Annotated in this window: 20 protein-coding genes and 1 tRNA gene; 8 read left to right on the top strand and 13 right to left on the bottom strand. The window is 65.6% G+C overall.

Features of this window, described 5'->3' with window-relative positions; translation table 11 throughout:
- Positions 1–36 precede the first annotated feature (36 nt).
- The 4 genes from IVB47_RS27605 to IVB47_RS27590 form a co-directional block, all read right to left on the bottom strand.
- Positions 37–1,905, bottom strand: a complete 1,869-nt coding sequence (locus tag IVB47_RS27605; protein ID WP_247465956.1) for a sigma-54-dependent Fis family transcriptional regulator — start codon at positions 1,903–1,905, stop codon at positions 37–39.
- A 110-nt stretch (positions 1,906–2,015) separates the two neighbouring features.
- Positions 2,016–5,321, bottom strand: coding sequence for a carboxyl transferase domain-containing protein (locus IVB47_RS27600; RefSeq protein ID WP_247465953.1), 3,306 nt, complete (start codon positions 5,319–5,321; stop codon positions 2,016–2,018).
- Between the two features lie 127 nt (positions 5,322–5,448).
- A complete protein-coding gene (locus tag IVB47_RS27595; protein ID WP_247465952.1) occupies positions 5,449–6,132 on the bottom strand; it encodes an aspartate/glutamate racemase family protein in 684 nt (227 codons plus the stop codon).
- A 12-nt stretch (positions 6,133–6,144) separates the two neighbouring features.
- Positions 6,145–7,827, bottom strand: coding sequence for a cache domain-containing protein (locus IVB47_RS27590; protein WP_247465950.1), 1,683 nt, complete (start codon positions 7,825–7,827; stop codon positions 6,145–6,147).
- Positions 7,828–8,122: 295 nt separating this feature from the next.
- Here IVB47_RS27590 and IVB47_RS27585 point away from each other — a divergent pair, with 295 nt between their 5' ends.
- Together IVB47_RS27585 and IVB47_RS27580 are read left to right on the top strand one after the other, a co-directional pair.
- Entirely contained in the window at positions 8,123–8,623 is a 501-nt protein-coding gene (locus IVB47_RS27585; protein WP_247428589.1) for a hypothetical protein, read from the top strand.
- A gap of 12 nt (positions 8,624–8,635) precedes the next feature.
- Entirely contained in the window at positions 8,636–9,109 is a 474-nt protein-coding gene (locus tag IVB47_RS27580; RefSeq protein ID WP_247465948.1) for a hypothetical protein, read from the top strand.
- Positions 9,110–9,112: 3 nt separating this feature from the next.
- Here IVB47_RS27580 and IVB47_RS27575 read toward each other — a convergent pair whose 3' ends face one another.
- Complete coding sequence (locus tag IVB47_RS27575) at positions 9,113–9,712, bottom strand: TetR/AcrR family transcriptional regulator (protein ID WP_247465946.1); 600 nt, start codon at positions 9,710–9,712, stop codon at positions 9,113–9,115.
- A gap of 110 nt (positions 9,713–9,822) precedes the next feature.
- On the opposite strand from IVB47_RS27575, the gene IVB47_RS27570 reads away from it, so the two are divergent.
- A complete protein-coding gene (locus tag IVB47_RS27570) occupies positions 9,823–10,200 on the top strand; it encodes a tautomerase family protein (protein ID WP_247465944.1) in 378 nt (125 codons plus the stop codon).
- A gap of 2 nt (positions 10,201–10,202) precedes the next feature.
- Here IVB47_RS27570 and IVB47_RS27565 read toward each other — a convergent pair whose 3' ends face one another.
- Both IVB47_RS27565 and IVB47_RS27560 read right to left on the bottom strand, forming a co-directional pair.
- Entirely contained in the window at positions 10,203–11,153 is a 951-nt protein-coding gene (locus tag IVB47_RS27565) for a GTP-binding protein (protein ID WP_247403692.1), read from the bottom strand.
- Between the two features lie 3 nt (positions 11,154–11,156).
- Complete coding sequence (locus IVB47_RS27560) at positions 11,157–12,647, bottom strand: amidohydrolase family protein (RefSeq protein WP_247465943.1); 1,491 nt, start codon at positions 12,645–12,647, stop codon at positions 11,157–11,159.
- 770 nt (positions 12,648–13,417) lie between these two features.
- Between IVB47_RS27560 and IVB47_RS27555 the strand changes: the two genes are divergently transcribed.
- On the top strand, positions 13,418–14,371 hold the full coding sequence (locus IVB47_RS27555) for an alpha/beta hydrolase (protein WP_247465986.1): 954 nt from the start codon (positions 13,418–13,420) through the stop codon (positions 14,369–14,371).
- A 96-nt stretch (positions 14,372–14,467) separates the two neighbouring features.
- Here IVB47_RS27555 and IVB47_RS27550 read toward each other — a convergent pair.
- A tRNA-Glu gene (locus IVB47_RS27550) sits at positions 14,468–14,542 on the bottom strand.
- Positions 14,543–14,769: 227 nt separating this feature from the next.
- Positions 14,770–15,114 (bottom strand): hypothetical protein, encoded by a 345-nt coding sequence (locus tag IVB47_RS27545; RefSeq protein ID WP_027565287.1) that lies wholly within the window; start codon positions 15,112–15,114, stop codon positions 14,770–14,772.
- Here IVB47_RS27545 and IVB47_RS27540 point away from each other — a divergent pair.
- From IVB47_RS27540 to IVB47_RS27530, 3 genes are all read left to right on the top strand, one after another.
- Positions 15,113–16,120 (top strand): RluA family pseudouridine synthase, encoded by a 1,008-nt coding sequence (locus tag IVB47_RS27540; protein ID WP_247465940.1) that lies wholly within the window; start codon positions 15,113–15,115, stop codon positions 16,118–16,120. The genes IVB47_RS27545 and IVB47_RS27540 overlap by 2 nt on opposite strands.
- 217 nt (positions 16,121–16,337) lie before the next feature.
- Positions 16,338–17,237, top strand: coding sequence for an RNA polymerase sigma factor RpoH (gene rpoH, locus IVB47_RS27535; protein ID WP_007596598.1), 900 nt, complete (start codon positions 16,338–16,340; stop codon positions 17,235–17,237).
- A gap of 191 nt (positions 17,238–17,428) precedes the next feature.
- Positions 17,429–17,770 carry a hypothetical protein gene (locus IVB47_RS27530; protein ID WP_027565289.1) on the top strand — a complete coding sequence of 114 codons (342 nt, stop codon included), beginning with the start codon at positions 17,429–17,431 and terminating at the stop codon, positions 17,768–17,770.
- A 4-nt stretch (positions 17,771–17,774) separates the two neighbouring features.
- Here IVB47_RS27530 and IVB47_RS27525 read toward each other — a convergent pair whose 3' ends face one another.
- From IVB47_RS27525 to IVB47_RS27510, 4 genes are all read right to left on the bottom strand, one after another.
- The gene (locus IVB47_RS27525; RefSeq protein ID WP_247282499.1) at positions 17,775–18,401 is read right to left on the bottom strand and encodes a peptidoglycan recognition family protein; all 627 of its coding nucleotides are present in this window, start codon (positions 18,399–18,401) and stop codon (positions 17,775–17,777) included.
- 34 nt (positions 18,402–18,435) lie between these two features.
- On the bottom strand, positions 18,436–19,647 hold the full coding sequence (locus tag IVB47_RS27520; protein WP_247282500.1) for a GGDEF domain-containing protein: 1,212 nt from the start codon (positions 19,645–19,647) through the stop codon (positions 18,436–18,438).
- Positions 19,648–20,229: 582 nt separating this feature from the next.
- Entirely contained in the window at positions 20,230–20,841 is a 612-nt protein-coding gene (locus IVB47_RS27515; RefSeq protein ID WP_247465937.1) for a LysE family translocator, read from the bottom strand.
- 56 nt (positions 20,842–20,897) lie between these two features.
- On the bottom strand, positions 20,898–21,272 hold the full coding sequence (locus IVB47_RS27510; RefSeq protein WP_027520278.1) for a response regulator: 375 nt from the start codon (positions 21,270–21,272) through the stop codon (positions 20,898–20,900).
- A 129-nt stretch (positions 21,273–21,401) separates the two neighbouring features.
- Between IVB47_RS27510 and IVB47_RS27505 the strand changes: the two genes are divergently transcribed.
- Positions 21,402–22,238, top strand: coding sequence for an SDR family oxidoreductase (locus IVB47_RS27505; protein ID WP_247465935.1), 837 nt, complete (start codon positions 21,402–21,404; stop codon positions 22,236–22,238).
- Positions 22,239–22,310 lie beyond the last annotated feature (72 nt).

The raw sequence follows: 22,310 nt of genomic DNA, 5'->3' as shown, positions 1-22,310 counted from the left end.
CCTCTCCCACAAGGGGAGAGGGTAAGAAAGCGAGCGCTACTGCGTCGTCTCGATCTTCAACTGCTTGATCTTGCGATACAGCGTGGCGCGGCTCAGCTTCAGCGCGCGCGCCGCTTCAGTTACACGGCCGCCATACTTGCGTAATGTCTCCACGATCGTGGCGCGCTCCGCCGCGGCCAGATCCGCTTCCACCGCCCTTCCGCCAAACGGGGGCAGATCGAGATCGGCATAGGTAATCACGCCGTCCTCCGCCGTGCAGCCGGCGAGCCGCAGCACATGTCGGAGCTGGCGCATGTTGCCGGGATAGGGATAGGCCGCCAATTGCGCCCAGGCCTCGTCCGAGAGGGAGCAGTTCGGCGCTTCCTCGCGCGCGATCTGGCGGACGATGTCATCCCTGTCCGCACGCTCGCGCAAGGCCGGCAGCCGCACCTCCATGCCGCGCAGACGGAAATAGAGGTCGGTGCGGAAGGCGCCCTCCTCGGCCATGTGGCCGAGATCGCGATGGGTGGCGCTGATCAGGCGAATGTCGACCGGCACGGGCTTCAGCGCGCCGAGCGGCCACACTTCGCGGTTCTCCAGCACGCGCAACAGCCGCGTCTGCAGCGCGATCGGCATGTCGCCGATCTCGTCGAGGAACAGCGTCCCGCCGTCGGCCTGCACGATCAGACCCTTCGAGCCGTCGCGGCGCGCGCCGGTGAAGGCACCGGCCTCGTAACCGAACAGCTCGGCATCGATCAGGCTTTCCGGCATCGCCGCGCAGTTCAGTGCGACATAGTTGTGGCGCGCGCGATTGCCGGCTGCGTGAATGGCACGGGCGAACACGTCCTTGCCGACGCCGGTCTCGCCGTGCAGCAGCACCGGCAGATTGCGATCGCCGATGCTTCTAAGTCGCTTCACGCTCCTGATCAGGCCGGGGTCGCGGCCGGCGAGCCGCTGCAGAGCATCGAAGCGATCGACCTGTGCATCGCGGCGCGGCGCGAGCGGACGGCTCGAGACCCTCGCCCGTAGCGGCGGCGCGACATGGCCATGCCCCAACGGAGTGCCATCGGCCCGGCGCAGCTCGACGAGATCGTCTGCGTCGCGCGCGGCGGGATGGTCGAACTTGACGTAGCGCGACAGATCGATGCCGGATGCGATCAAGCCGTCGGTGAGACCCAGCAGCGCGCGCGCCGAACGGCAGGCGCCGACGATGCGGCGATCGTCGTCATAGGCGAGCAGGCCGCTGCCGCCATCGCCCGGTACGGTCGCGATCCATGCGTTGCGGAAATGACCGCGGAAGATCGCACCCTCCATGCGCCGCGTCGCCTCCATCGTCACCGCGAGCGCGAGCTGATGCGCGGTGCGCTCGAGGTCTTCGCGGCAGGAAGTGATGTTCACGGCGCCTGCGAGCCGTCCGGCCTGGTCGAACAGCGGCGTCACGGCGCAGGAAAACATGTGCCACTGCGCGCGAAAATGCTCGTCGCGATGCACCAGGATCGGCTTCTGCTCGGCGAGCGCGGTACCGAGCCCGTTGGTGCCTTCAAAAGCCTCGGAAAAATTCGACCCCGTGTAGATCTTCCAGTCCATGAACAGTCTTGCGTCGGCCTCGCCGGGCAGACGGCTGAACAGCATGGTTGCGTTCACGTCTGCCAGATTGACGCAATAGCCGGCATCGCGCAGCACCCGGGCGAGGTCGTCGAGCTCCGGCGTTGCGAGCCGGATCGTCTCTTCCATCGGTTCGGCGACGTGACGGATCTCGGCTTCGGTGAGCGTCTGCGGCGGCCCCTGACGGGCGGGATCGAGCTTGTGGCTGACCAGGCAACGCCGCCAGGAATTGGCAATGCGCGAAGAGGCATCGACGTCGGCCACGTGATTGGCGACGGACAAGACGCGGGCGACATGGTTCGAGGCCGAAAGGCTGGCCATCGCGGACGTCTCCACCCTATATTATTGTGCAAAGTCTGGCACCGCAGGCGGGGATGTCAATCGGGAACCAGGAAGGCGGCGAAGCGCAAATCGGAATTGCTGCACCGCCCTCACCACGTATCGATGCACGGCCGCTTCTTCCCATTCCGCGCCGGCGGCTTCGGCACCGAGCGCAGGCCCGCCATGATCCAACGCCGCGTCTCGGCGGGATCGATGACGTTGTCGATCTCGAACACGGAGGCGATCGAGACAGCCTTGCCGTTGGCATAGAGCTCGGCGACCTTGTTGCGATAATAAGTCTCGCGCTCGGCGGGGTCGGCGATCGCCTCCATTTCCTTGCGGAAGCCGAGGCGGACGTAACCCTCCAGGCCCATGCCGCCGAACTCGCCGGTCGGCCAGGCCGCGGTAAAGAACGAGGCGTGGAAGCCGCCGCCGATCATCGACTGCGCTCCGAGCCCATAGCCCTTGCGCAGCACGATGCCGAACAGCGGCACGGTCAGGCTCGCGCCTGTCACGAACATGCGCGAGACGTGGCGTACGATCGCCGTCTTCTCGGCTTCCGGACCGACCATGAAGCCGGGCGTGTCGCACAGCGAGACGATAGGCAGATCGAAGGCGTCGCAGAGCTGGAGGAAGCGCGCGGCCTTGTCGCCGGCATCTGCGTCAATCGCGCCGCCGAGATGGCGCGGATTGTTGGCGATCAGGCCGAACGGCTTGCCCTCGATGCGGATCAACGCGGTGATCATGCCGACGCCGTAATCGCGGCGCAGCTCCAGCACGGAGTCCTTGTCCGCGACGAGGTCGATCACGCTGCGGATGTCGTAGACGCGCAGGCGGTTCTCGGGGATGGCGCGGCGCAGCAGCCGTTGGTCGGCGGCCTGCCAGTCCGTCACCGCCCCTTGGAAATAAGACAGATATTTTTGCGCAACACGCGTCGCCTCCTCCTCGTCCTCGACGAGGATATCGATGACGCCGTTCGGCGACTGGAACGTAACAGGCCCGACCTCGGCCGGGTGATAGACGCCGAGCCCGCCGCCCTCGATCATCGCGGGGCCACCCATGCCGATCGAGGCGTTTTTGGTCGCGATGATGACGTCGCAGCAGCCGAGCATCGCGGCATTGCCGGCGAAGCAATAGCCGGAGACGATGCCGATGACCGGCACGAGACCCGAGAGCCGTGCGAACTGCACGAAGGACGGGCCGTCGAGGCCGGTCATGCCGAGCCGGTCGGTATCGCCAGGCCGCCCGCCACCGCCTTCGGCATAAAACACCAACGGCACGCGCCAGTCTTCCGCGAGCGTCAGCATGCGGTCGATCTTCTTGTGGTTCATGTGGCCCTGCGTGCCCGCGAGCACTGTGTAGTCATAGGCCACGACGATGCAGCGACCGCCCTCGGGGCCGAACTTCTCGGCGTTGACGGTCGCGACACCCATGACGAGGCCGTCAGCCGGCGTGTTCTTGACGAGATCGTCGAGCTTGCGCCGCCGCCGCTGCGCCGCGATCGCAAGGCTGCCATACTCCATGAACGAGCCGTCGTCGACGAGCTGCGCGACATTCTCGCGCGCGGTGCGCTGATTGGTGTTGCGGCGGCGCTCGACCGAAGCAGGGCGATTTTCGTCGAGCGTGTTGGCCTGGCGCGCGATCAGTTCGGCGAGATCGGGACGGATGTGGTCGAGATCGATATCGGTTTCCGTTGCCGACGCATCAGCCGCAACCTCGAGCGGCTCCAGATACATGATCGGCTCGCCATGCATCAGCGTGACACCGTCGCCGGCGAGTAGCTGCATGACGCGGCCGCCCTGCTCGGCCATGACGAGATGCTCCATCTTCATGGATTCGATCACGGCGAGCTGCTGGCCCGGACGCACGATCTCGCCTTCCTTCACCTGAATAGTGACAATGGTGCCTTGCAGGGGCGCCGCGACCATCACCGTGCCTTCGGGCACGATCTGCGCAGCATGCGCCTCGGGGCCGGGGCCGCCGCTTCGCTCCGTCGCTACAAAATAGAGTGGTTTGGCCGCGCCATCCGCGGCTTCGACGAGCTTGCCGATGTTGCGATCGATGAAGTCTGTCGCGATGCGGTTGGAGCGGAAGTCGGGATGCGCCAGCACGGCCTGGAGGAAGCCGATATTGGTGACGACGCCGTCGATCCGAAACTCGCGCAAGGCGCGCGAAGCCTTGGCAACGACCTCGTGCCAGGCTTCACCGGACGTATGCACGATGACCTTTGCCAGCAGCGAGTCGAAGGCGGCGCTGGTCTTGTAGCCGGCATAACCGAAACTATCGACGCGGACGCCGGGGCCTGACGGCGGCTCGAACACGGCAAGCACGCCGCCGGTCGGGTGCGTCGCCCCTAGCTCGTCCAGCGTCTCCATGTTGACGCGGAGCTGCATGGCATAACCGCGCGGCTTCGGGATCGAGCCTTGCGCCAGGCCGAGCGAGGCAAGCGAGGCACCGGCAGCAACCGCAAGCTGGGCGCGGACGAGATCGAGGCCGAGCACCTCCTCGGTCACTGTGTGCTCGACCTGAAGCCGCGGGTTGGCCTCGATGAAGGCAAAACTGTCGTCGGCGGTGCCGTCGACCAGGAACTCGAACGTGCCGAGATTGTCGTACGACGCGGCCACGGCGAGTTGCTTCGCCGCCTCGATGATACGGCCACGCAAGCCGTCGCCGAGCGACGGGCTGGGCGCCACCTCGATCAGCTTTTGGTGCCGGCGCTGGATGGTGCATTCGCGTTCCCAAAGATGAGAGATCGCACCGTGGCGGTCGCCGATGATCTGCACCTCGATATGGCGCGCTTGCCGGATCAACCGCTCGGCATAGACGCCGTCGAAGCCGAACGCGGCCTTGGCCTCGGATTGGCAGCGCGCGTAGGCCTCCGCCAGATCGGCAGCGCGCTCGACCACGCGCATGCCGCGCCCGCCGCCGCCGGCCATCGCCTTGATCACGATCGCCGCGTTGCTGCCGAGCGAGGTGAAGAACGCCGCGATGTCCTCCAGCGAGGACGGCCCGCTGGTGCCGGCGATGATCGGCACGCCGCAGCGCTTTGCCAGTTGCCGTGCCGCAACCTTGTCGCCGAACAGTTCGAGCGCCGCGGCCTTCGGCCCGACGAAGGCGACGCCTGCATCAGCGCAGGCTTTCGCCAACGCTGCGTTCTCGCTGAGAAAGCCGTAGCCGGGATGCACGGCGTCGCAGCCGGATGCCGTTGCCGCCTTCACCACGGCCTCGATGTCGAGATAGGCCCGTGCGCCGCGGCCGGGGATTTCGACCGCTTCGTCGGCAACCCGCACATGCAGCGACAGCGCATCGTCCGCTGGATGGATCGCGACCGTCGCGATGCCGGAATCGGCTGCGGCGCGTGCGATGCGGATGGCGATCTCGCCGCGATTGGCGATCAGGAGCTTCTTGAACGACATGCAGCGTCTCCATGCCCGCGTGCCCAAGCGCGGGTCGACAGGTCCGATGGTTCTGCTTCGTCACTTTAATCGAGGCCGTCAAGGGCAAGAACGCCGGTCGCGACGACCGTTCCCGCGGGCCGGAATTTCAGTCGGTCGCTTGCGCCGTGATGAGGCGAATAATCCGCGCCACGGCAGACGGGATCGGGGCGATGATCGGCACGGTGAACATCGGCTGAAGCTCGCGCGCAGCTTCGCCCAGCGGCCCGCCGCCGATGATGACGGCCTCCGCGCCATCCTGCGCGATGCAGGCCTCGACCGCGCCGGCGAGCGCTGTGCGCAGCCGCGCCGGATCGCCCATCAGCTCCTGCGGATCGCCCTCCGCGAAGCGGACGCCGGTGTAATACGATCGCAGCCCCAGCGCGTCCGGCAAGGCGTCGATCTTCACTTCCAGCAGCGGCGTCGTGGTCGCCACGCCGAAGCGGCGGCTGTTCTCGGCAGCTGCGAGCATCGAGGACTCACCGATGCCGACCGCGGGCAGTTCTATCGCGGCTTTGATCCCGGCCAATCCGGGATCGCCGAACGCCGCGACGATGATGCCGTCGCATGCATGCCGGTTCGACTGCGCGATCTCCAGAACTTCGGTGGAAGCTGCATCCAACGCATCCGGCGTCACGATCATTTGCGGCGCGCGCGTTGCGGTCGCGCCGTCGATGTCGAAGCCGTCGCCGGCGGCCGACCTCGCGATGGCGACCATCATCTCGGTGGTCGCCACGGAACTGTTTGGATTGATTAGGAGAATGCGCGCGCGCCGATCGGAAGTTTGGCCCATCCCCCTGCTATACTAAGCCGCCCGCACCCCTGCAACGAAAGCGCTGACCTCGTCTTCCAGCGATTGCAGCTTCTGCGATAGCCGGCCGCTCGATTGCAGCACGAGGCCCGCGGCCTGGCCGGTCTCCGCCGTCGCATCGGTCACACCCGAGATGTTCTGCGAAACCTGGTCGGTGCCGGAGGCGGCCTCCCTCACGCTGTGGGCGATCGCCGCGGTCGCGGCGCCCTGCTCCTCGACCGCTGCGGCGATCGACGAGGAGATCTCGTTGACCTCCATGATGGTGCTGCGGATGCTCTCGATGTTGCCGACGACCTGGTTGGTCTCGGCCTGGATCGCGGTGATCTGCGCGCCGATCTCGTCGGTCGCCTTCGCGGTCTGGCTCGCCAGCGACTTCACTTCGCTTGCCACCACCGCAAAGCCCTTGCCGGCCTCGCCGGCGCGCGCTGCCTCGATGGTGGCGTTGAGCGCGAGCAGATTGGTCTGCGAGGCGATCTGGTTGATGAGGTCGATGACCTCGCCGATCTTGTGCGCGGCCGCCGCCAGCCCCTGCACCGTGTCGTTGGTGCGCTGACCGTCGGCAGCGGCCTTGTCGGCCACGGTTGCAGCCTGCGCGACACGCTGGCTGATCTCGGTGATCGAGGACGACAGCTGCGCGGCGGCGGAGGCCACCGTTTGCACGTTGCTCGAAGCCTGTTGACAGGCGGTGGCGACGAAGCTCGCGCGGTCGGTCGCCTTGTTGGCGGTTTCGGACATGCCCTGCGCGGCCTGCTGCATCGCGCGCGCCTCATTGAAGACGTCGCGGACGACGGCCTGAACGTTCGCCTCGAACTTGCCGGCGAGATCGGTCATCGTCCTGCGCTTCTCCTCGTCGGCCTTCTGCTTCGTCTCCTGCTGTTCGGTGTGCATCCGGCCGACCTCCGCAGCATTGTCCTTGAACACGGCGAGCGCCTTGGCGAGCCCGCCGATCTCGTCGCGACGGTCGGTATGGGGCACGTCGAACGCGCTATCGCCGGAGGCGAGGCGCTCGGTGAGCGCGGTGATCTTCGCCAGCGGCCGCGTCACGCTGCGGCCGATCACGAAGGAGGCGCCGAGCACGAGCACGAACACGACCAGGCACACCAAGGCGAAGGTCATCGCATTCTGGCGGAAGACGGCGTCGACGTCGTCGAGATAGATCCCGGTGCCGATGATCCAGCCCCAGGGCGCAAAGCCCTTCACATAGGAGATTTTCCCGACCGGCTGGTCGAAGCCGGGCTTCGGCCAGAGATAGCTGTAGAAGCCCGCCCCCTGCTTCTTGACGACGTCAACGAAGCCGACGAACAGCGCGTTGCCGGACGGATCCTTCATCCCGGAGAGATCCTTGCCGTCGAGCTCCGGCTTGATCGGATGCATGACCATCTTGGGGGTCATGTCGTTCAGCCAAAAATACTCGACCTTGTCGTAGCGCAGGCTTTTGATCTCCGCGATCGCGGCGGCCTGCGCCTGCTCGCGTGGAAGTTTTCCTTCGCTCTCGAGCTTCTGGTAGTGCGCCAGGATGCCGTAGCCGACGTCGACCATGTGCTGCGTCTTGGCCTCACGGTCCGCGATCATCTGCGCGCGCAGCGTCGAGAGCGCGATCGGCGCCAGCGCGATCATGCCAAGGAGGCTGATGCCGACAATCAGGACCAGCTTGAAACTGATGCGGGAGAAAAACATCGGTGCTCGCAAGATTTGGAAGGGCTGATGCCAGTTTATCCCGCGTCCCTTAGCAAAGCTTTAAGCATTCGGGTTCCCCCAAGTCCCGCAAAACTCCGTAGGATCCTACCGGCATGCCCCGGACGGCCTCGCAGGTTCACGAGGCGGACTGCATCCGAGTTGCGAACTCTTCAAAACTAGAAGACCTCGACATCGCCCCTCCGAGCGTTGACTTGCAGGGGGCTCTGACCGAACGATCGGCGCAGATCATCAGCGTCAGCCGGGGCGCGGGCGCAGCCGGAGGCCAGAGGCTAGAATGCATCAATCGACATCGACAGGGTCCCTCGACCTTCCGGCGCTGAGCGCGGCGGAGCGGCTCTTCATCTGGGGATTTCGGGCCAAGGCACGCAGCGGAAGCGCTGTTCCCACCGCGGCCGACATCCAGCAAGTGTACGACCATTTTCGCGTGGGCGACGCCGTGCCGTCGCTGGAATCCATCATCGAGATCTTTGCCTGCACGGCGCATACGGCGATCGCGGTGCACTGCCCGACCTGCCCGCGCATGTCCGACAGCGAGCACGGGATGTTACGGGCAATCGCCGCCGCGCAGAAAGAGCGCGATGATATCGCGCGCGAACAGTTCGAATGCTGGCTGCCGCCGGTCGGTGCCGATTGGGCTCTCGCACCCGTGCGCGGGCTTGCAACGATCTTCCGCATGGCGGGTCTCATCCTGCCCGACCGACACGTTCCGTCTTTCGACCATGACCGACCAATGGCGATGAAGAGCTGGCTGGTCGGAAGCCCCACGTTGCACTGACCGGGATCGCGCATGATGCAGGACAGTTGCGGCGCTGTGTCTGTCACGGAAGCCGGCCAGGCGCGGCTCTGTCCGCTTCGGGTCGCGCTTGCGACGCGGCCTGACTTCGATAGCTACGATGATTTTGGCCGCGTCACGCTCTCGCTGTTCCGGTTCATCGCTGCCGCCTATGCGACCGGCGCGTCCGATTGCTGGGAGGCGGCCTATCGCTTTGCCGACGAGGCGCCTGGCATCGCCGACAGCCCGCTGCTGGTCGCACGCGTTGCCGCACTGGTCAGAATCCTGCGCAGCGGTCGGCCATGCCAATTGTGCTTCATGCCGCCGTCGTGCCGGCGCCTGTCGAAGGACGAGGCGGAATTGATGCGGCTGCTGGCGGTGGCGCGCGGCAACCAGCCAGGTGAGCTCGAATCTGCCGTTTGCCAGTTCGTCGGCGACGAGAACGGGATTGCGACAACCAGGGCGGTTAACGCGCTCGCGGTCTGCTGACACCTAGCCGCCCTTCTTGCCGAGCACGAGATCGATGGTGTGGGACGCGATCTTGCGCAGCTGCGGCTCGTCGCCGAAGGCGCGTTCGAGCACGGCGAGGCCGCGCGTCACGGTAATGATGTGCAGTGCCGCGGCCGCGGAATTGCCGCTGAACTCGCCGCGCGCCGCACCCGCCGACAACGTCTCCTGAACCAGAACAGTGATGCGCGAGATGAGGTTCGCGAAGGCCTGCCGCGCCTCCTCGTCCAGCCCCTCGCCTTCGGCCGCGCCGAGCTCCATCAAGCCGCGCGTGGTCGGACATCCCCGCGGCGGCGAGCCCGCGCGGAAGTTGCTGATGGTCAGGTCTAAGAACGCGGTGAGGCGCTTTCGCAAGCTGCCCGCACCGAGCGCCTTTTGCAAAGCGACGAGATAGTCTCCCGCATAGCGCTCGTAAGCCTGCAGGAATAGCGCCTCCTTGCTGCCGAAGGCGTTGTAGAGGCTGCCGCGCTGCACACCGGCGTCGCGCGCGATGTCCGACAGCGAGGTGCCGCGCACGCCCTTGCGCCAGAACTGGTCGAAGGCGATGCGCAGGACATCGTCATGGTCGAATTCGCGCGGCCTCAAGCTTTGCTCCCGTCAGGTGTATTTGACACGATGTCAAAAACATGATTTCTTGACGCCTCGTCAAAAACAAACTGAGGCCTACGCAGCCTTTCGTCAATGAGGAATTCGCGATGCCTCTCCTCCACATCTCGATGCGCGCCGGAAAGCCGGAAGCCTACCGGAAGGCGATCCTCGACGGCCTCTACCGCGCCATGCGCGAGGCGCTGAACGTCCCCGAAGGCGACGAGTTCATGACCATCAGCGAGCTTTCGCCCGCGAACTTCCGCTGCGGCAACGCCTACGGCGTCACGCGCAGCGACGATGCCGTGCTGATCCAGATCACCGTATTCGCCTCGCGCACACCCGAGCAGAAGAAGGCCCTGTACCGGCGGATCGCGGATCTGCTCGGCGAAAACCCGGGCATTCGCCCCGAGGACGTGTTCGTCAACGTCCTCGATGCGCCCGCGGAGAACTGGTCCGTCGGCAACGGCGTTGCGCAATTCGCTTGAGCTTATAGCTTCACCGATCCAACGCACGTCTCCATGATCCCGTCGAGCTCCGCCTTCGAGAGCACCCCGAGCTCGGCGATGAAGACGATCCGCGCGCGCGGCAGAGCGGTGGCATCACCAACGGCGAGCCCGGCTTCACCCGGCGCCAGCGTGGCGCGGCCGGCGGCGAATTGAAACACCATCTGGCGCCCGGGCTGCTCGACGGTCTCGAACAGGCCTTTTGCCCGCGCGAGTTTTGGCGCAAGCCGGCCGATCGCCTGCTGCAGGCGGGGCAGCGAGATCGGCTGGTCCGAGGTCCAGCTCAGCGTTTCGAAGCGTTGCTCTGCCGGCCGTCGCGGTCCGGGCTCGCGTCGCGCGGGGGCCCGATCGACGGTCGCGGGAAACAGCAGCGCGGACGGAATCTCGCCGTGCGGCGCATCGACCACCACGGCAGGAACGCGCTGCCCGCGGATGGCCTCGCGCATCCGGGAGCCCGCGCTCTCGTCCGCCAGATCCAGCTTGCTCAGCGCCACGATGTCGGCGACGCGCAGCTGCGAACGATGCAGCGCGTCGTCCAGGGCGGCTGGCGGTGTCGCCGCGTCCATCACGCAGAGCACCGTTTCCAGCGGCGCTTCGCGCAGGATCACGGGATCCATCAAATTGCGGACGATCTCGGCGGGATCGGCGACGCCGCTGGTCTCGATGACGATGTATTCCGGCTTCGGATCACGCCGCAGCAGCGTCGAGAGGGTGCGCAATAGGTCGCCTTCGAGCGAGCAGCAGATGCAGCCATTGGCGAGGCTGACCACGCCGTCGCTCGCACCCGCGATCAGCTCGGCATCGATGTTGATCGCGCCGAAATCGTTGACTACAGCGGCGATCCGCCGCCCCTCCGCATGCGCCAGCAGATGGTTCACGACAGTGGTCTTGCCGGCCCCCAAGAAACCCGTCACCAGGAGAATGGGGACCGGCATGTGTCAGCCTCCGACGACAGGGCGGCGCACGGGACGGCCGGGCCGCGCCGCCACGTCCAGCACACCATCGCTGATTAGTATCTCGCCGCTGACGATCAGATGCCGCACGCCTTCGGAGGGGCGGTTCATCGCCGTGAAGGTCGCGCGGTCCGAGAGCTTCTCGTAGTCGAATACGACGATGTCGGCATCGGCATCCTTCGCGAGCCGGCCCTTTGCGCGCATCGCGGGCGTGCTCTGCGACAGGATCTCCGCCGGAATCAGCGCGCATTTGCGCACGCCTTCGAGCAGCGACACGGTCTTGCGCTCGCGCACCCATTCGCGGATGAATTTCGTGAAGCAGCCGGCCGAGCGCGGATGCGAGGTGGCGTCATCCGGCAGCGGCCAGTCATCGCCGGTGTAGGTCTTGCCGTCCGACGTCGTCCACGGCATCGCGTCGGAGGCGATGGCGCCGCTGGGATAGAGCACCGACATGTCGAGCAGGTCGCGGTGATGCGCGTTGTTCTCGGTGTCGAGGATGTGCCACAGCACCAGCGAGGACGGCTCTTCAGCTTGCGCCTTCAAGAGCTCCTCGCGATCGCTGAAGCGATGGCCGTCGGTGACCCGCTGCACGGAATCGTAACCGGTGCCGTTGCGCTCGACGAATTCGGGGTCGCTGAAGAACGCAGCCGCCAGCACGGTCGAGCCGGTGCCGTAGGGATAGGCCTCGACGGTGATGGGCAGGCCCTGCGCCTGCGCTTTCGCGATCAGCACGCGGCAGCGCTCGACGTCGGTCTTGCTCGACGAGTTAAAATGGCAGATGTGCATGTGCGCGCCGGTGGCGCCGGCATAGCCGATCAGGCGGATATAGGCTTCCGCCGCGCTCTCGGGATCGACGCGCGACATGTAGGCGACGTGGGTGAAGGTCGGCACGTCCTGCGCGGCCGCGAGCTGGCAGACCGCGGTCAGCTCCTGCACGCCGGCGCCCGGCGCATAGGCGTTCAAGATGCCGATGCCGATGCCGCCCTCGTTCAGGCCGCGCGAAAGGCGCTCCAGAATGCCGGCAACCTCCGCATCGCTCGCCACGTTGTCCATCCAGCGGCGATCGCGCATGGCGTTGCCGAATGCCTCCAGCGAGCTCTCCGCATTGGAGCCCGTCATCGCGCCAATACGCGCGAAAGCCCAGTTGGTGGCCGCGCCGTAGTTCAGCACGCGTCCCTTCCGCGCCTGGCGCTCATACCAGGACCCGACCGGCAGCACGCCTGCTTCGAGATCGAGCGTCGTCGTGACGCCGTCGAACGCCTGCATGCGATCGGCGGGGAGCGACTGGCCATGCGCATGAAGGTCGATGAAGCCGGGGGCGACCACGAGCCCGGTCGCGTCGATCACCCGCTCGGCACTGCCGAGCCCCGTTCCGACCGCGGCGACCTTGCCGTCCACCACCGCCACATCCCCGATGGCGTCCATTCCGCTGGCGGGATCCACCACCCGACCGCCAGAGATCACCAAGCCGCTCATATCGTCGCTCCCTCACGCTGAATTCGCATCAAGGCAGATTCCGTGAGGTACGACCACCTCCACCGATGCCGATGCATCATGCTCGCAAATGCACAGGGGAGACACAGGGCAGCCGAGACCAGGCCTTCCCTGCGCGATGGTTTGACGGCCTATGCCGCGCTCTCCCCGGAGACGAGTTCCTTCTTGCCTCCGTCACTTCCACGAAATGCACGGCCGCGCCGGTTGACGCGCTGACGCCTTCGCAAAGGCTTGACCGTAGCAACGACGGCCAGGACCACACGGTTTCGCCGTATGCGAGTTTCCTGCTTCGCCAAAAGCTTCACGCGGTTTGAGCGCCGTCCGTCGATGCGGTTCGTGCCATGCTCACGAGGTTCATCTCGCCCTGCACGCAACAAGCCCGCCTTTAACGCCGCCCGCGTCCACCGCAACTCCCAACCCGCGTTCGTGACGACGTACGACCGCCCCTTTTGTGGGCTGGGATGGCCGACACATGCGACATTTCCGAATTTCGGTAAAGCGAAATATTTTGATATGACGGGTTGACTAGCGTTTGCGTCTGTTTCGTCCGGCCGTCGGAGACGACGGACGCCACGACCGTGCAATGGACCGCGAAGCAGCTCCGCCGTCTTCTCGCCCCCATTGTCATTCACGAAGTTAGATGGGGCGCTACGGTGGGCAAAGTTCCCAAAGGGTTTTGTGTGATCGCTCGACCTCTTCTGCAACGCGACCCTCGTCATTCTATTTCGCGCCGCGCTCTCCTCGGCCGATTTATGTCGGCAGGGACCGCCCTCGCGCTCGGCGGATGCGCCGGCTTGGGTGCAACCGGGGCACGTTTCGACGCGTCATCGCTATCCCTTGACCCCACATTGCTCGTCACCACCACGCGCAAGCCGGTGAACGGCGGTCGCACGAAGCCCTGGTTCGGGCCGGAGCGCGCGACGACCATGACAGTCGCGCGGGCGAAGCTGGTGGCGCCGGACGAGAGCCGCCTTTCTCTGGCCTCGGTTGGACTTGGCGATTGGCGCCTTGACCGGGTCGAACCGGTGTCGACCGACGTTGGCGATCTCGTTGCGCAGTCCGGCGGAGGAGACGTGCTGATCTATGTGCACGGCTTCAAGCAGACGTTCGAGACGGCGGTGCTGGATGGCGCCCATCTCTCCGATGGGATCAAGTTCCGCGGTCGGACCATGGTGTTCTCCTGGCCCTCCAAGGCAGGACTGTTCGACTATGCCTATGACCGCGACAGTGCGATGTGGTCCCGCGACGAGTTTGAGCACGTGCTCTCCGCACTCGTGTCGGCGCCAGGCACCGGCCGCGTGAACATCGTTGCGCACAGCATGGGAACCATGCTGTCGCTCGAAAGCCTGCGTCAGCTCTATTCGCGATACGGCGACACAGTGACGAGCAAGATCGGCGCGGTGGTGTTTGCCGCGCCCGATATCGACATGGACGTGTTCTCGTCGGCGATCCACCGCATCGGTCCGCTTGCCGGCAAGATCACCGTGATCGCCTCCACGAACGATCGCGCCCTGGCCCTGTCGGGACAGATCGCAGGTGGAATGACCAGGGTCGGCGCCGCCGAGAAAGCCGTCCTCGCGCAGCTCGGTGTGCGCGTGGTCGATGCTTCGCAGGAGGGCTGGGGCATCATCAACCACGATCTGTTTCTGTCGAATGCAGAGGTACAGCGGGTGATCCGCCGCTCGATCGACGGCACGATCGCTTAGGAGAGCGCCCGCGCCGAGCCGTGCGAACTGCGCACGCCGGTTGGGGCTACAAGCGGAAATGGCCGGTTTTCGAAGTGCCCAGTCTGGCAGGAAAAATGGCGCTCCCTAGGGGAATCGAACCCCTGTTTCAGCCTTGAGAGGGCCGCGTCCTAACCGCTAGACGAAGGGAGCGTGAGGGAGAGGACATAGCCTCGAATTTTGCCGGCGGCAAGCGGGGATCGAGGGGATTCAAACGCCCAATCGGCGTCGTCCTGGCGAAGTTCAGACCCATCGCCCCGTGTGGCGATGGTTAAGGCGAACCGAGTAACGATCTCGTTCACGCAACCGGGTTTCTGTGTTATGGGTCCTGGCTTTCGCCAGGACGACGGCTGAGGCGGGTTCCGCGCCCCAGCCCCGCCTTACGGCTCATTGGCGAATTTCAGCTTTCCGGCCGGCCGCAAGGTGTGGGCATCGAAGGTGCGGATCTCGGTGACGCCGCCGACGTCGAGCGTGATCACGAGCCGGTCGCCGGCGACGCCGCTCGAGACAATTTTGGCGCCCTTCGGCAGGGTGGCAATGACGTCGCCTGCCGGCTCGGGCGCCCTTCCCTCCGACTTGAAAAGGCGGTAGCCCACCGCGATCAGCACGGCGCAGATTGCCAGCGCCGTGGTCAGCCCCGCGATCAGCATCATCCGCCGCACCCGCGCGAACAATGCGGCCTGCTCGGGGCTCGGTTCGGGAACAACGGTATCAGACGTCGTCATGGAAAATTCTGGCTCTGCGCAAAGGTTGGAGGTTGTCGTCGAAGGCTCCGAGGGATCGACCCGGCTCGACCGCGTGCTGGCGACGCACCTTGCCGAGCTGTCGCGATCGAGGCTGAAAGCCCTGATTCTGGCGGGCGCGGTGAGCCTCAGGGACGCCGCGATCCGGGACCCCGCTTATCACGTCGCCTCCGGCGATACGATCACAATCGACGTGCCGGAAGCGGCCCCGCCGGAGCCGAAAGGCGAGGATATCGCCCTCGACATCGTGTTCGAGGACGACGACATCGTCGTCCTCAACAAGCCGAAGGGGCTGGTGGTGCATCCCGCGGCGGGCCACGAGACCGGCACGTTGGTCAATGCGCTGATCGCCCATTGCGGCTCATCGCTGTCGGGTATCGGCGGGGTGCGGCGGCCCGGCATCGTGCACCGGCTGGACAAGGACACCACGGGGTTGATGGTGATCGCCAAGAACGACCTCGCGCATGCCTCGCTCACCGCGCAATTCGCCGACCACGGCCGCACCGGGCCGATGCGGCGCGGCTACATGGCTTTCGCCTGGGGGCTGCCGGGCCGCCACCGTGGCACTGTGGACGCGCCGATCGATCGCCACCCGCATGCGCGCGAGAAGATGGCGGTGCGCCAGGGCGGCCGCGAGGCGGTGACGCATTGGGAGCTTCTGGAGAGTTTTGCCGGGCGCGACGGCAAGCCGATCGCGACGCTGCTCGCCTGCGAGCTCGAGACCGGGCGCACCCACCAGATCCGCGTCCACCTCGCCCATATCGGCCATCCCCTGCTGGGCGATGCCGTCTACGGCCCGCATTTCAAGACCAAGGCAAACCAGCTGAGCCCTGAGTCGCAGGCCGTCCTGGCCGCGCTGGGGCGGCAGGCGCTGCACGCTTACCTGCTGGTATTAGAGCACCCGAGGACTGGAGAATTACTCCACTGGGAGGCGCCTCTGCCGGAGGATTTGCTTCTCCTCCAGGGGGCCCTGAAAGCGGCGCTATGACGCAGGCCGCTTCAGAAATGCTTTACATTACAAAAAGTTATAGCTGCCACACGGGGACGTGACGTCAGCAATCCTTCCCTTTTTGCCTCCCGATGGAGTATATTGCGCTTGCGTTGAAGACCAACGCGGAACATCGCAGCACCGATCGGCTTTAACCAAGCGGTCGTCTGCCTGGCCCGCCGCTATCGGGGGCCTGAACCTGTTTGGAGGGCGCACTATGGCCCGTACAGCTACCCTGCCGGTCCTTAATGGCGAATCCGGCCTTTCCCGTTACCTCGGCGAGATCCGCAAGTTTCCGATGCTGGAACCCCAGCAGGAATACATGCTCGCCAAGCGTTGGCGCGAGCACGATGATCGTGACGCCGCGCACCAACTCGTCACCAGCCATCTCCGTCTCGTGGCCAAGATTGCCATGGGCTATCGCGGCTACGGCTTGCCGATCTCCGAGGTCGTCTCGGAAGGCAATGTCGGCCTGATGCAGGCAGTGAAGCGGTTCGAGCCCGAGAAGGGCTTCCGTCTCGCTACCTACGCGATGTGGTGGATCAAGGCGTCGATACAAGAGTACATCCTGCGTTCGTGGTCGCTCGTGAAGATGGGCACCACCGCGAACCAGAAGAAGCTGTTCTTCAACCTGCGCAAGGCGAAGAGCAAGATTTCCGCACTGGACGAAGGCGATCTCCGCCCCGACCAGGTGGCCATCATTGCCAAGCGTCTCGGCGTCACGGCTCAGGACGTGGTCGACATGAACCGCCGCCTCGGTGGCGACGCGTCGCTCAACGCTCCGATCCGCGACGACGGCGAGGCCGGCGAATGGCAGGACTGGCTGGTCGACAATTCGCCCAACCAGGAAGCCATGCTGGCCGAGCACGAGGAGTATGATCACCGCCGTGACGCCCTGAACGGCGCCATGGGCGTGCTCAACCCGCGCGAACGCCGCATCTTCGAGGCGCGCCGCCTCGCCGATGAGCCGATGACGCTGGAAGACCTTGCTGCCGAGTTCGGCGTGTCGCGCGAGCGCGTCCGCCAGATCGAGGTCCGCGCCTTCGAGAAGGTGCAGTCCGCGGTCAAGGGCACGATCGCAAAGGCCGAACAGGCCGCGCTGGAAGCCGCGCTCTAAGCGCGAGGTTTTTAGCGCCAGAGATTGGCGGATCGACAAGAGATAAAAAGCCGGCGGCAACGCCGGCTTTTTTGTTTGCGTGTGAGGTGCAGCATGTTCGCGCGGAGGCGGACCAGGCATCTTGAACCCGCGCTGCCGGTCGACCGACCAAAAGCATCGGGCCGACAGCATCAAGAGAACGGACACCACCCGTGTCGATCATTCTGCAATCCACCGTCGGCGGCTTCTCCGCCCAGTTCATGCGCAAGCTGCCGCTGGTCGAGCAGGCCATGCGCGACCACGGTCTCGAGCCGTCGGAGTTCGTGATCTCGAAGGACTACGCCTCGACCGCGACGATCCCGCTCATGGGTCCGTTCTTCTTCAATTACAGCGTCTACTTCGGCGACGAGACATTCACGGTCACTGAGCCGAACGACATGGTGTTCCTGGACTACTTCTTCAAACGCGTGCTGGCGGTGGATGACCCGCCGGAACTGCCGCGGCGGCCGGGCTTGATCCGGCGGCTGTTCGGCTGGATGTCGCAACCGGTGTAGCTCGTCACTCCCCCCAAATCCGCGCCAGCGTCGCGAGCCAGCAGCCTTCGCAATAGCGGGCGTCCTTGTAGTCGATCCAGTTGTGCGCATAGACGTGGTCGAGCGGGATGCCGTAGCGCGCGCGCAGGATCTGGACGAGGATCTTCCATGCCGCGACCTGCGCCGCGGTCGGGCCCGTGGTGACGTCGGGATAGTTGCCGGCGAACTCGACGCCAATCGAATTGTCGCGCACCACCTGGCGATAGGTCGGCTTGTTGTCGATGTACTTATTGTCGTTGCGATTGGCACCGTCGCCGTGGGTCGGCACCAGGTTCTCCGCGACCGCCCAATAGACGGTGCCGTCGGTCTCGACCCACAATGTGACGCCGCGACGCGTGGGATTCTTCGCTTGCACCTCGGCACCGCCCCGCGCCGAGCCGGCCGGTCCCTCGGTCTGGTGCACGATGATGTTACGCCACGGTTTTGCGTTGCCGACGTCGCCCCATGGCGCCAGCCACACCATCTTCAGGCCGGGAATGTCGGGCGTGCCGGAGGCGCGCGCGAGCTTAGCGAGCTCGGCGTCGGTCGCAGCGGCAGGTGCGATCAGAATGAGAGCGGCGAGAACGGCCGCGAGCAGGCGAGAGATCATCATGCGGGTCCAGTGCGGACCTGACGTTAGCACGCCCTTACGCGAATTTGCGCAAGGCCTCGCCGGGACCGACCGGGTCAGGCATGAGCGGCGGCGCCGGATCGTGGACGGCAAAGTCGTTCTTGCCGTTCTTCTTGGCGGCATAGAGCGCGTGGTCGGCATGCGCGATCAGGCGGTCCGGAAACTGGCCGACGCCGCGGTCCCACTGCGCCACCCCGATCGAGATCGCGATCGGAATGTCGATGCCGGTGCAGTTGACGGCATCCTGGCGGCAGACCTCGAGCACGCGGCGGGCGATCGCAGCCGCCTCGCGCAAGGTCGACGACGGCAGCACGACGCAGAATTCGTCGCCACCGGTGCGGGCGAGCATGTCGCCGGGCCTCAAGCGCGTCTGCGCCATCAGGGTGAAGTGCTGGAGGCAGGCATCGCCCGCGGCATGGCCGTGGGTGTCGTTGATGGTCTTGAAGCCGTCGAGATCGATCACCAGCAGCGAGAACGGCTCGCTGCTGCGTTCGGAGCGGGCGCATTCTTCACCCAGCCGCTGCAACAGGTGCCGCCGGTTGGCGACACCGGTGAGATCGTCGAGCAGCGCGAGGTCGGCAACCTCGTTGCGCAGGCGGTCCATCGCCATCAGCAGGAAGCCGAAATTGAGCGTCATCGAGAGGAACAGGAGGCCCAGCACCATGACGGCATGAGACTGCCCGCCGGCGACCGACGAGAAATCGCCGCCGAGCAGATTGCCGATCGCACGGGCCGCGAAGATCGCGATGATGGTGATGATCACGATGCCGGAGAGCCGGGCTCCCGGGCTGGCGCGGCCTTCCGGCGGCGACAGCAGCAAACGCAGCGACAGCGCCAGCGGCAGCCCCTGACCGAGCGAGTAGCTGAGCATGCGCAGCTGCATGTGATCGTATGCGACCATGAAGAACACGACGCCGCCAAGGCTGAGAATTCCGGTGGCGGCCATGACGCGCCAGGACACCGGTTGACCGTAGAAGCGCTGAATGCCCATGGCGGCAAGGCAGCTCGCCGCGATGACGCCGGCGGCTCCAAGCAGAAGCGGGACAGGCGAAACGACGAATAGGCGGATCAAGGCCGCCATCGTGCCGGTCGCGCCGACGAAGCACGATGCCATCCAGAACCGCGCGGCCGCGAATTTCGGATAGGAGCGTGTCACGTAGGCCCAGATCAGGCCGAGCGCCAGGAAGTTGACGACGAACACGGTCCAGAGTGTCGGCACGTTCAGCATGGCGCGCGCCACAAGCGCAGCATCGCGCCCTCTGTCCCTGCCAGCTGTCCGTCCATGACCCCGTCCCCGTTTTCTTGCGGAGACAATGCGGCCGTCGCGCTTAACGGAGTCTCACTGCGATCCGCGAAAGCATGCCTTTGGTTTTGGATTCATGAACGGCCGGCGCATTGTCGGATCGTTAGGCATGCCGGCGACGCCGGATTCGCGAACCAAAATCACCCAAAAACGCATCTGAGCTGTGGATAACGCGATGACACCGATGTGACAGCGCGGGGCAGAAGCGCGCGAATCTGCTGAGCTTGTCATCGAGGATGTTGCGAGGCTGGCCCTCCGCCGAGCATCCCTCGTGTCGCGTTTCACCATTAACCCTGAAGAGGATCCTATGGCTAAGAAAGCGAAGAAGGCGAAGAAGGCGACGAAGAAGAAGGCCAAGAAGGCAGCGAAGAAGAAGTAACGAGGCTTCTTATTCTTTGCCCGGGTGGAGCTCGCTCCGCCCGGGCGTCGGGTGGAAGTTCTGAGCTGGAAGATGGCGGGCGCAAGGCCCGCTTTTTTATTGGCTCCCGCGTTGATTGGCTGGAGAAGCTATCGCTCCGCGAACGCCAGCTTGGCGCCGAGCGCGGCGAAGCCGGCGGCAAAGCTGCGCCGCAGCCAGGCCATGACGCGCGGGCGGGAAATGACGCGCTCGCGCACCGAGGCCGCGCAGAGCCCGTAGACCACGAACACCGCAAACGTCATCGCCATGAAGGCGCCGCTCAATTCCAGCATCCGCGCCAGCACATGGCTCTCGTCCGCGGCGATGAACTGCGGCAGGAAGGCGAGGAAGAAGATCGACAGCTTCGGATTGAGGATGTTGATCAGGAAGCCGGTCACGATTACCCGGCCAACCGAACGCTCGCGGATCTCGCCATCGACCGCCAGCGCCCCGGTCTCGCGCAGCGCCTGCCAGGACATGTAGAGCAGATAGGCGACGCCGCACCATTTCAGCGCGGCGAAGGCGAGCGCGCTGGTGTGGAGCACGGCGGCGAGCCCCAGCATCGCGGCCGTCATGTGCGGCACGATCCCGAGGGTGCAGCCGAAGGCAGCCGCGATGCTCGCGCGCGAGCCGCGGGTCAGCGCGGCGGCCAGCGTGTAGAGCACGCCGGTGCCGGGCGAGGCGACGACGATGAGCGAGGTGAGCAGGAAGGACAAGGTCATGGACCGACCTTATCACCGCGCTCCGGACCACGAAAGCCGGCCTGCCGGATCGACCGTCAGGACAGCTGCGCGATCTCGGCCTCGCGGAGCACGTCGAGCGGCGCCCAGGGCTTGGCCCAGAACTTTGCGCCGTTCGGCAGGGGCTGCATCAAGGGGCGGCCGGAGGTGACGACGATGTCGAGCTTGGGGTTGCGGTCCTTGGCGACATGCGCGAGCTCGACGCCGTTCATGCGGCCGGCGAGTTGCACGTCGGTCATCATCAGGCAGAGCGCGCCGGCGCTCTTCTCCAGCACAAGCTCGGCCGCCTCGGCGCTCTCGCACTGAATGACGTCGTAGCCGCTTTCTTCGAGAAGAAGACTGAGCATCTCCCTCTGCATGAGGTCGTCTTCCACGATCAGTGCGGTGGCGCGAAATGGCTGTGCTTGTCCCATCGGCGGCTCCCAATGCTGCCTGTCTTCATCAAGTAACGTAGGTTAAGGTGGGAACCGCCATGCGGTTCGGTTCCAATATGAAAAAATGTAAATCATAGTTCCGCTCGAGAGGCTCGACGGGGGATCATCATGACTGCAATCCGCGGCGCCGCCGCCATCACCGGAGCGGCAAGCGGCATCGGCCGCGCGCTGGCGATCGAGCTTGCGCGGCGCGGCTGCGATCTCGCGCTCGCCGATCGCGAGGAGGCCGGGCTGAAGACGCTCGCGGCCGAGATCGGAGCCGCATGCAAGGTCAGCCTGCACCGCGTCGACGTCAGCGAGCCCAAGGACATCGCGCAGTTCGCGCGGCAGGCGACCGCCGCGCATCCCGCGCTCGGCATCGTCGTCAACAATGCCGGCGTGGCGCTGATGGGCTCGTTCGACGAGATCGACCAGGCGCAGATGGACTGGCTGTTCGACATCAATTTCTGGGGCGTGGTGCACGGCACGCGCGCCTTCCTGCCGCATCTGAAGACGCTGGGCGAGGCGCACATTGTCAACCTGTCCTCGATCTTCGGCATCATCGCCCCGCCCGGACAGTCGGCCTATGCTGCGGCGAAATTCGCGGTGCGCGGCTTTTCCGAGAGCGTGCGGCACGAGCTTGCAGTCGCGGGCAGCCCTGTCAGGCTGTCGGTCGTGCATCCCGGCGGCGTCGCCACCGCCATCGCCCGCAATTCTCGCACCGGGGTCGGCGTTACCGACAACGCACGCCGGTCGCAATCGATCGAGCGGTTCGAGAACGCGGCCAAGACCACGCCGCGAGACGCCGCGCTGCGCATCATCAGGGGCATCGAGAGAAACGAGCCGCGCATCCTGATCGGCAACGATGCCCGCTTCATGGACCTCCTGCAGCGCTTCCGCCCGGCAACGTACTGGGCGCCGTTACAGCGCAAGCTGGAGAGGATGGCGAAGGGGCCGGCGAAGTAGGTCAGGGGCGCGGCACTGTCTCCGCTCGTCATCGCGAGGAGCGCAGCGACGAAGCATTCCAGACCGTCTCCA

Source organism: Bradyrhizobium sp. 62 (assembly GCF_023073035.1).
GTDB lineage: Bacteria > Pseudomonadota > Alphaproteobacteria > Rhizobiales > Xanthobacteraceae > Bradyrhizobium.
Note: the sequence above shows the minus strand (reverse complement) of the source record. Positions and strands in the feature narration are given on the sequence as shown.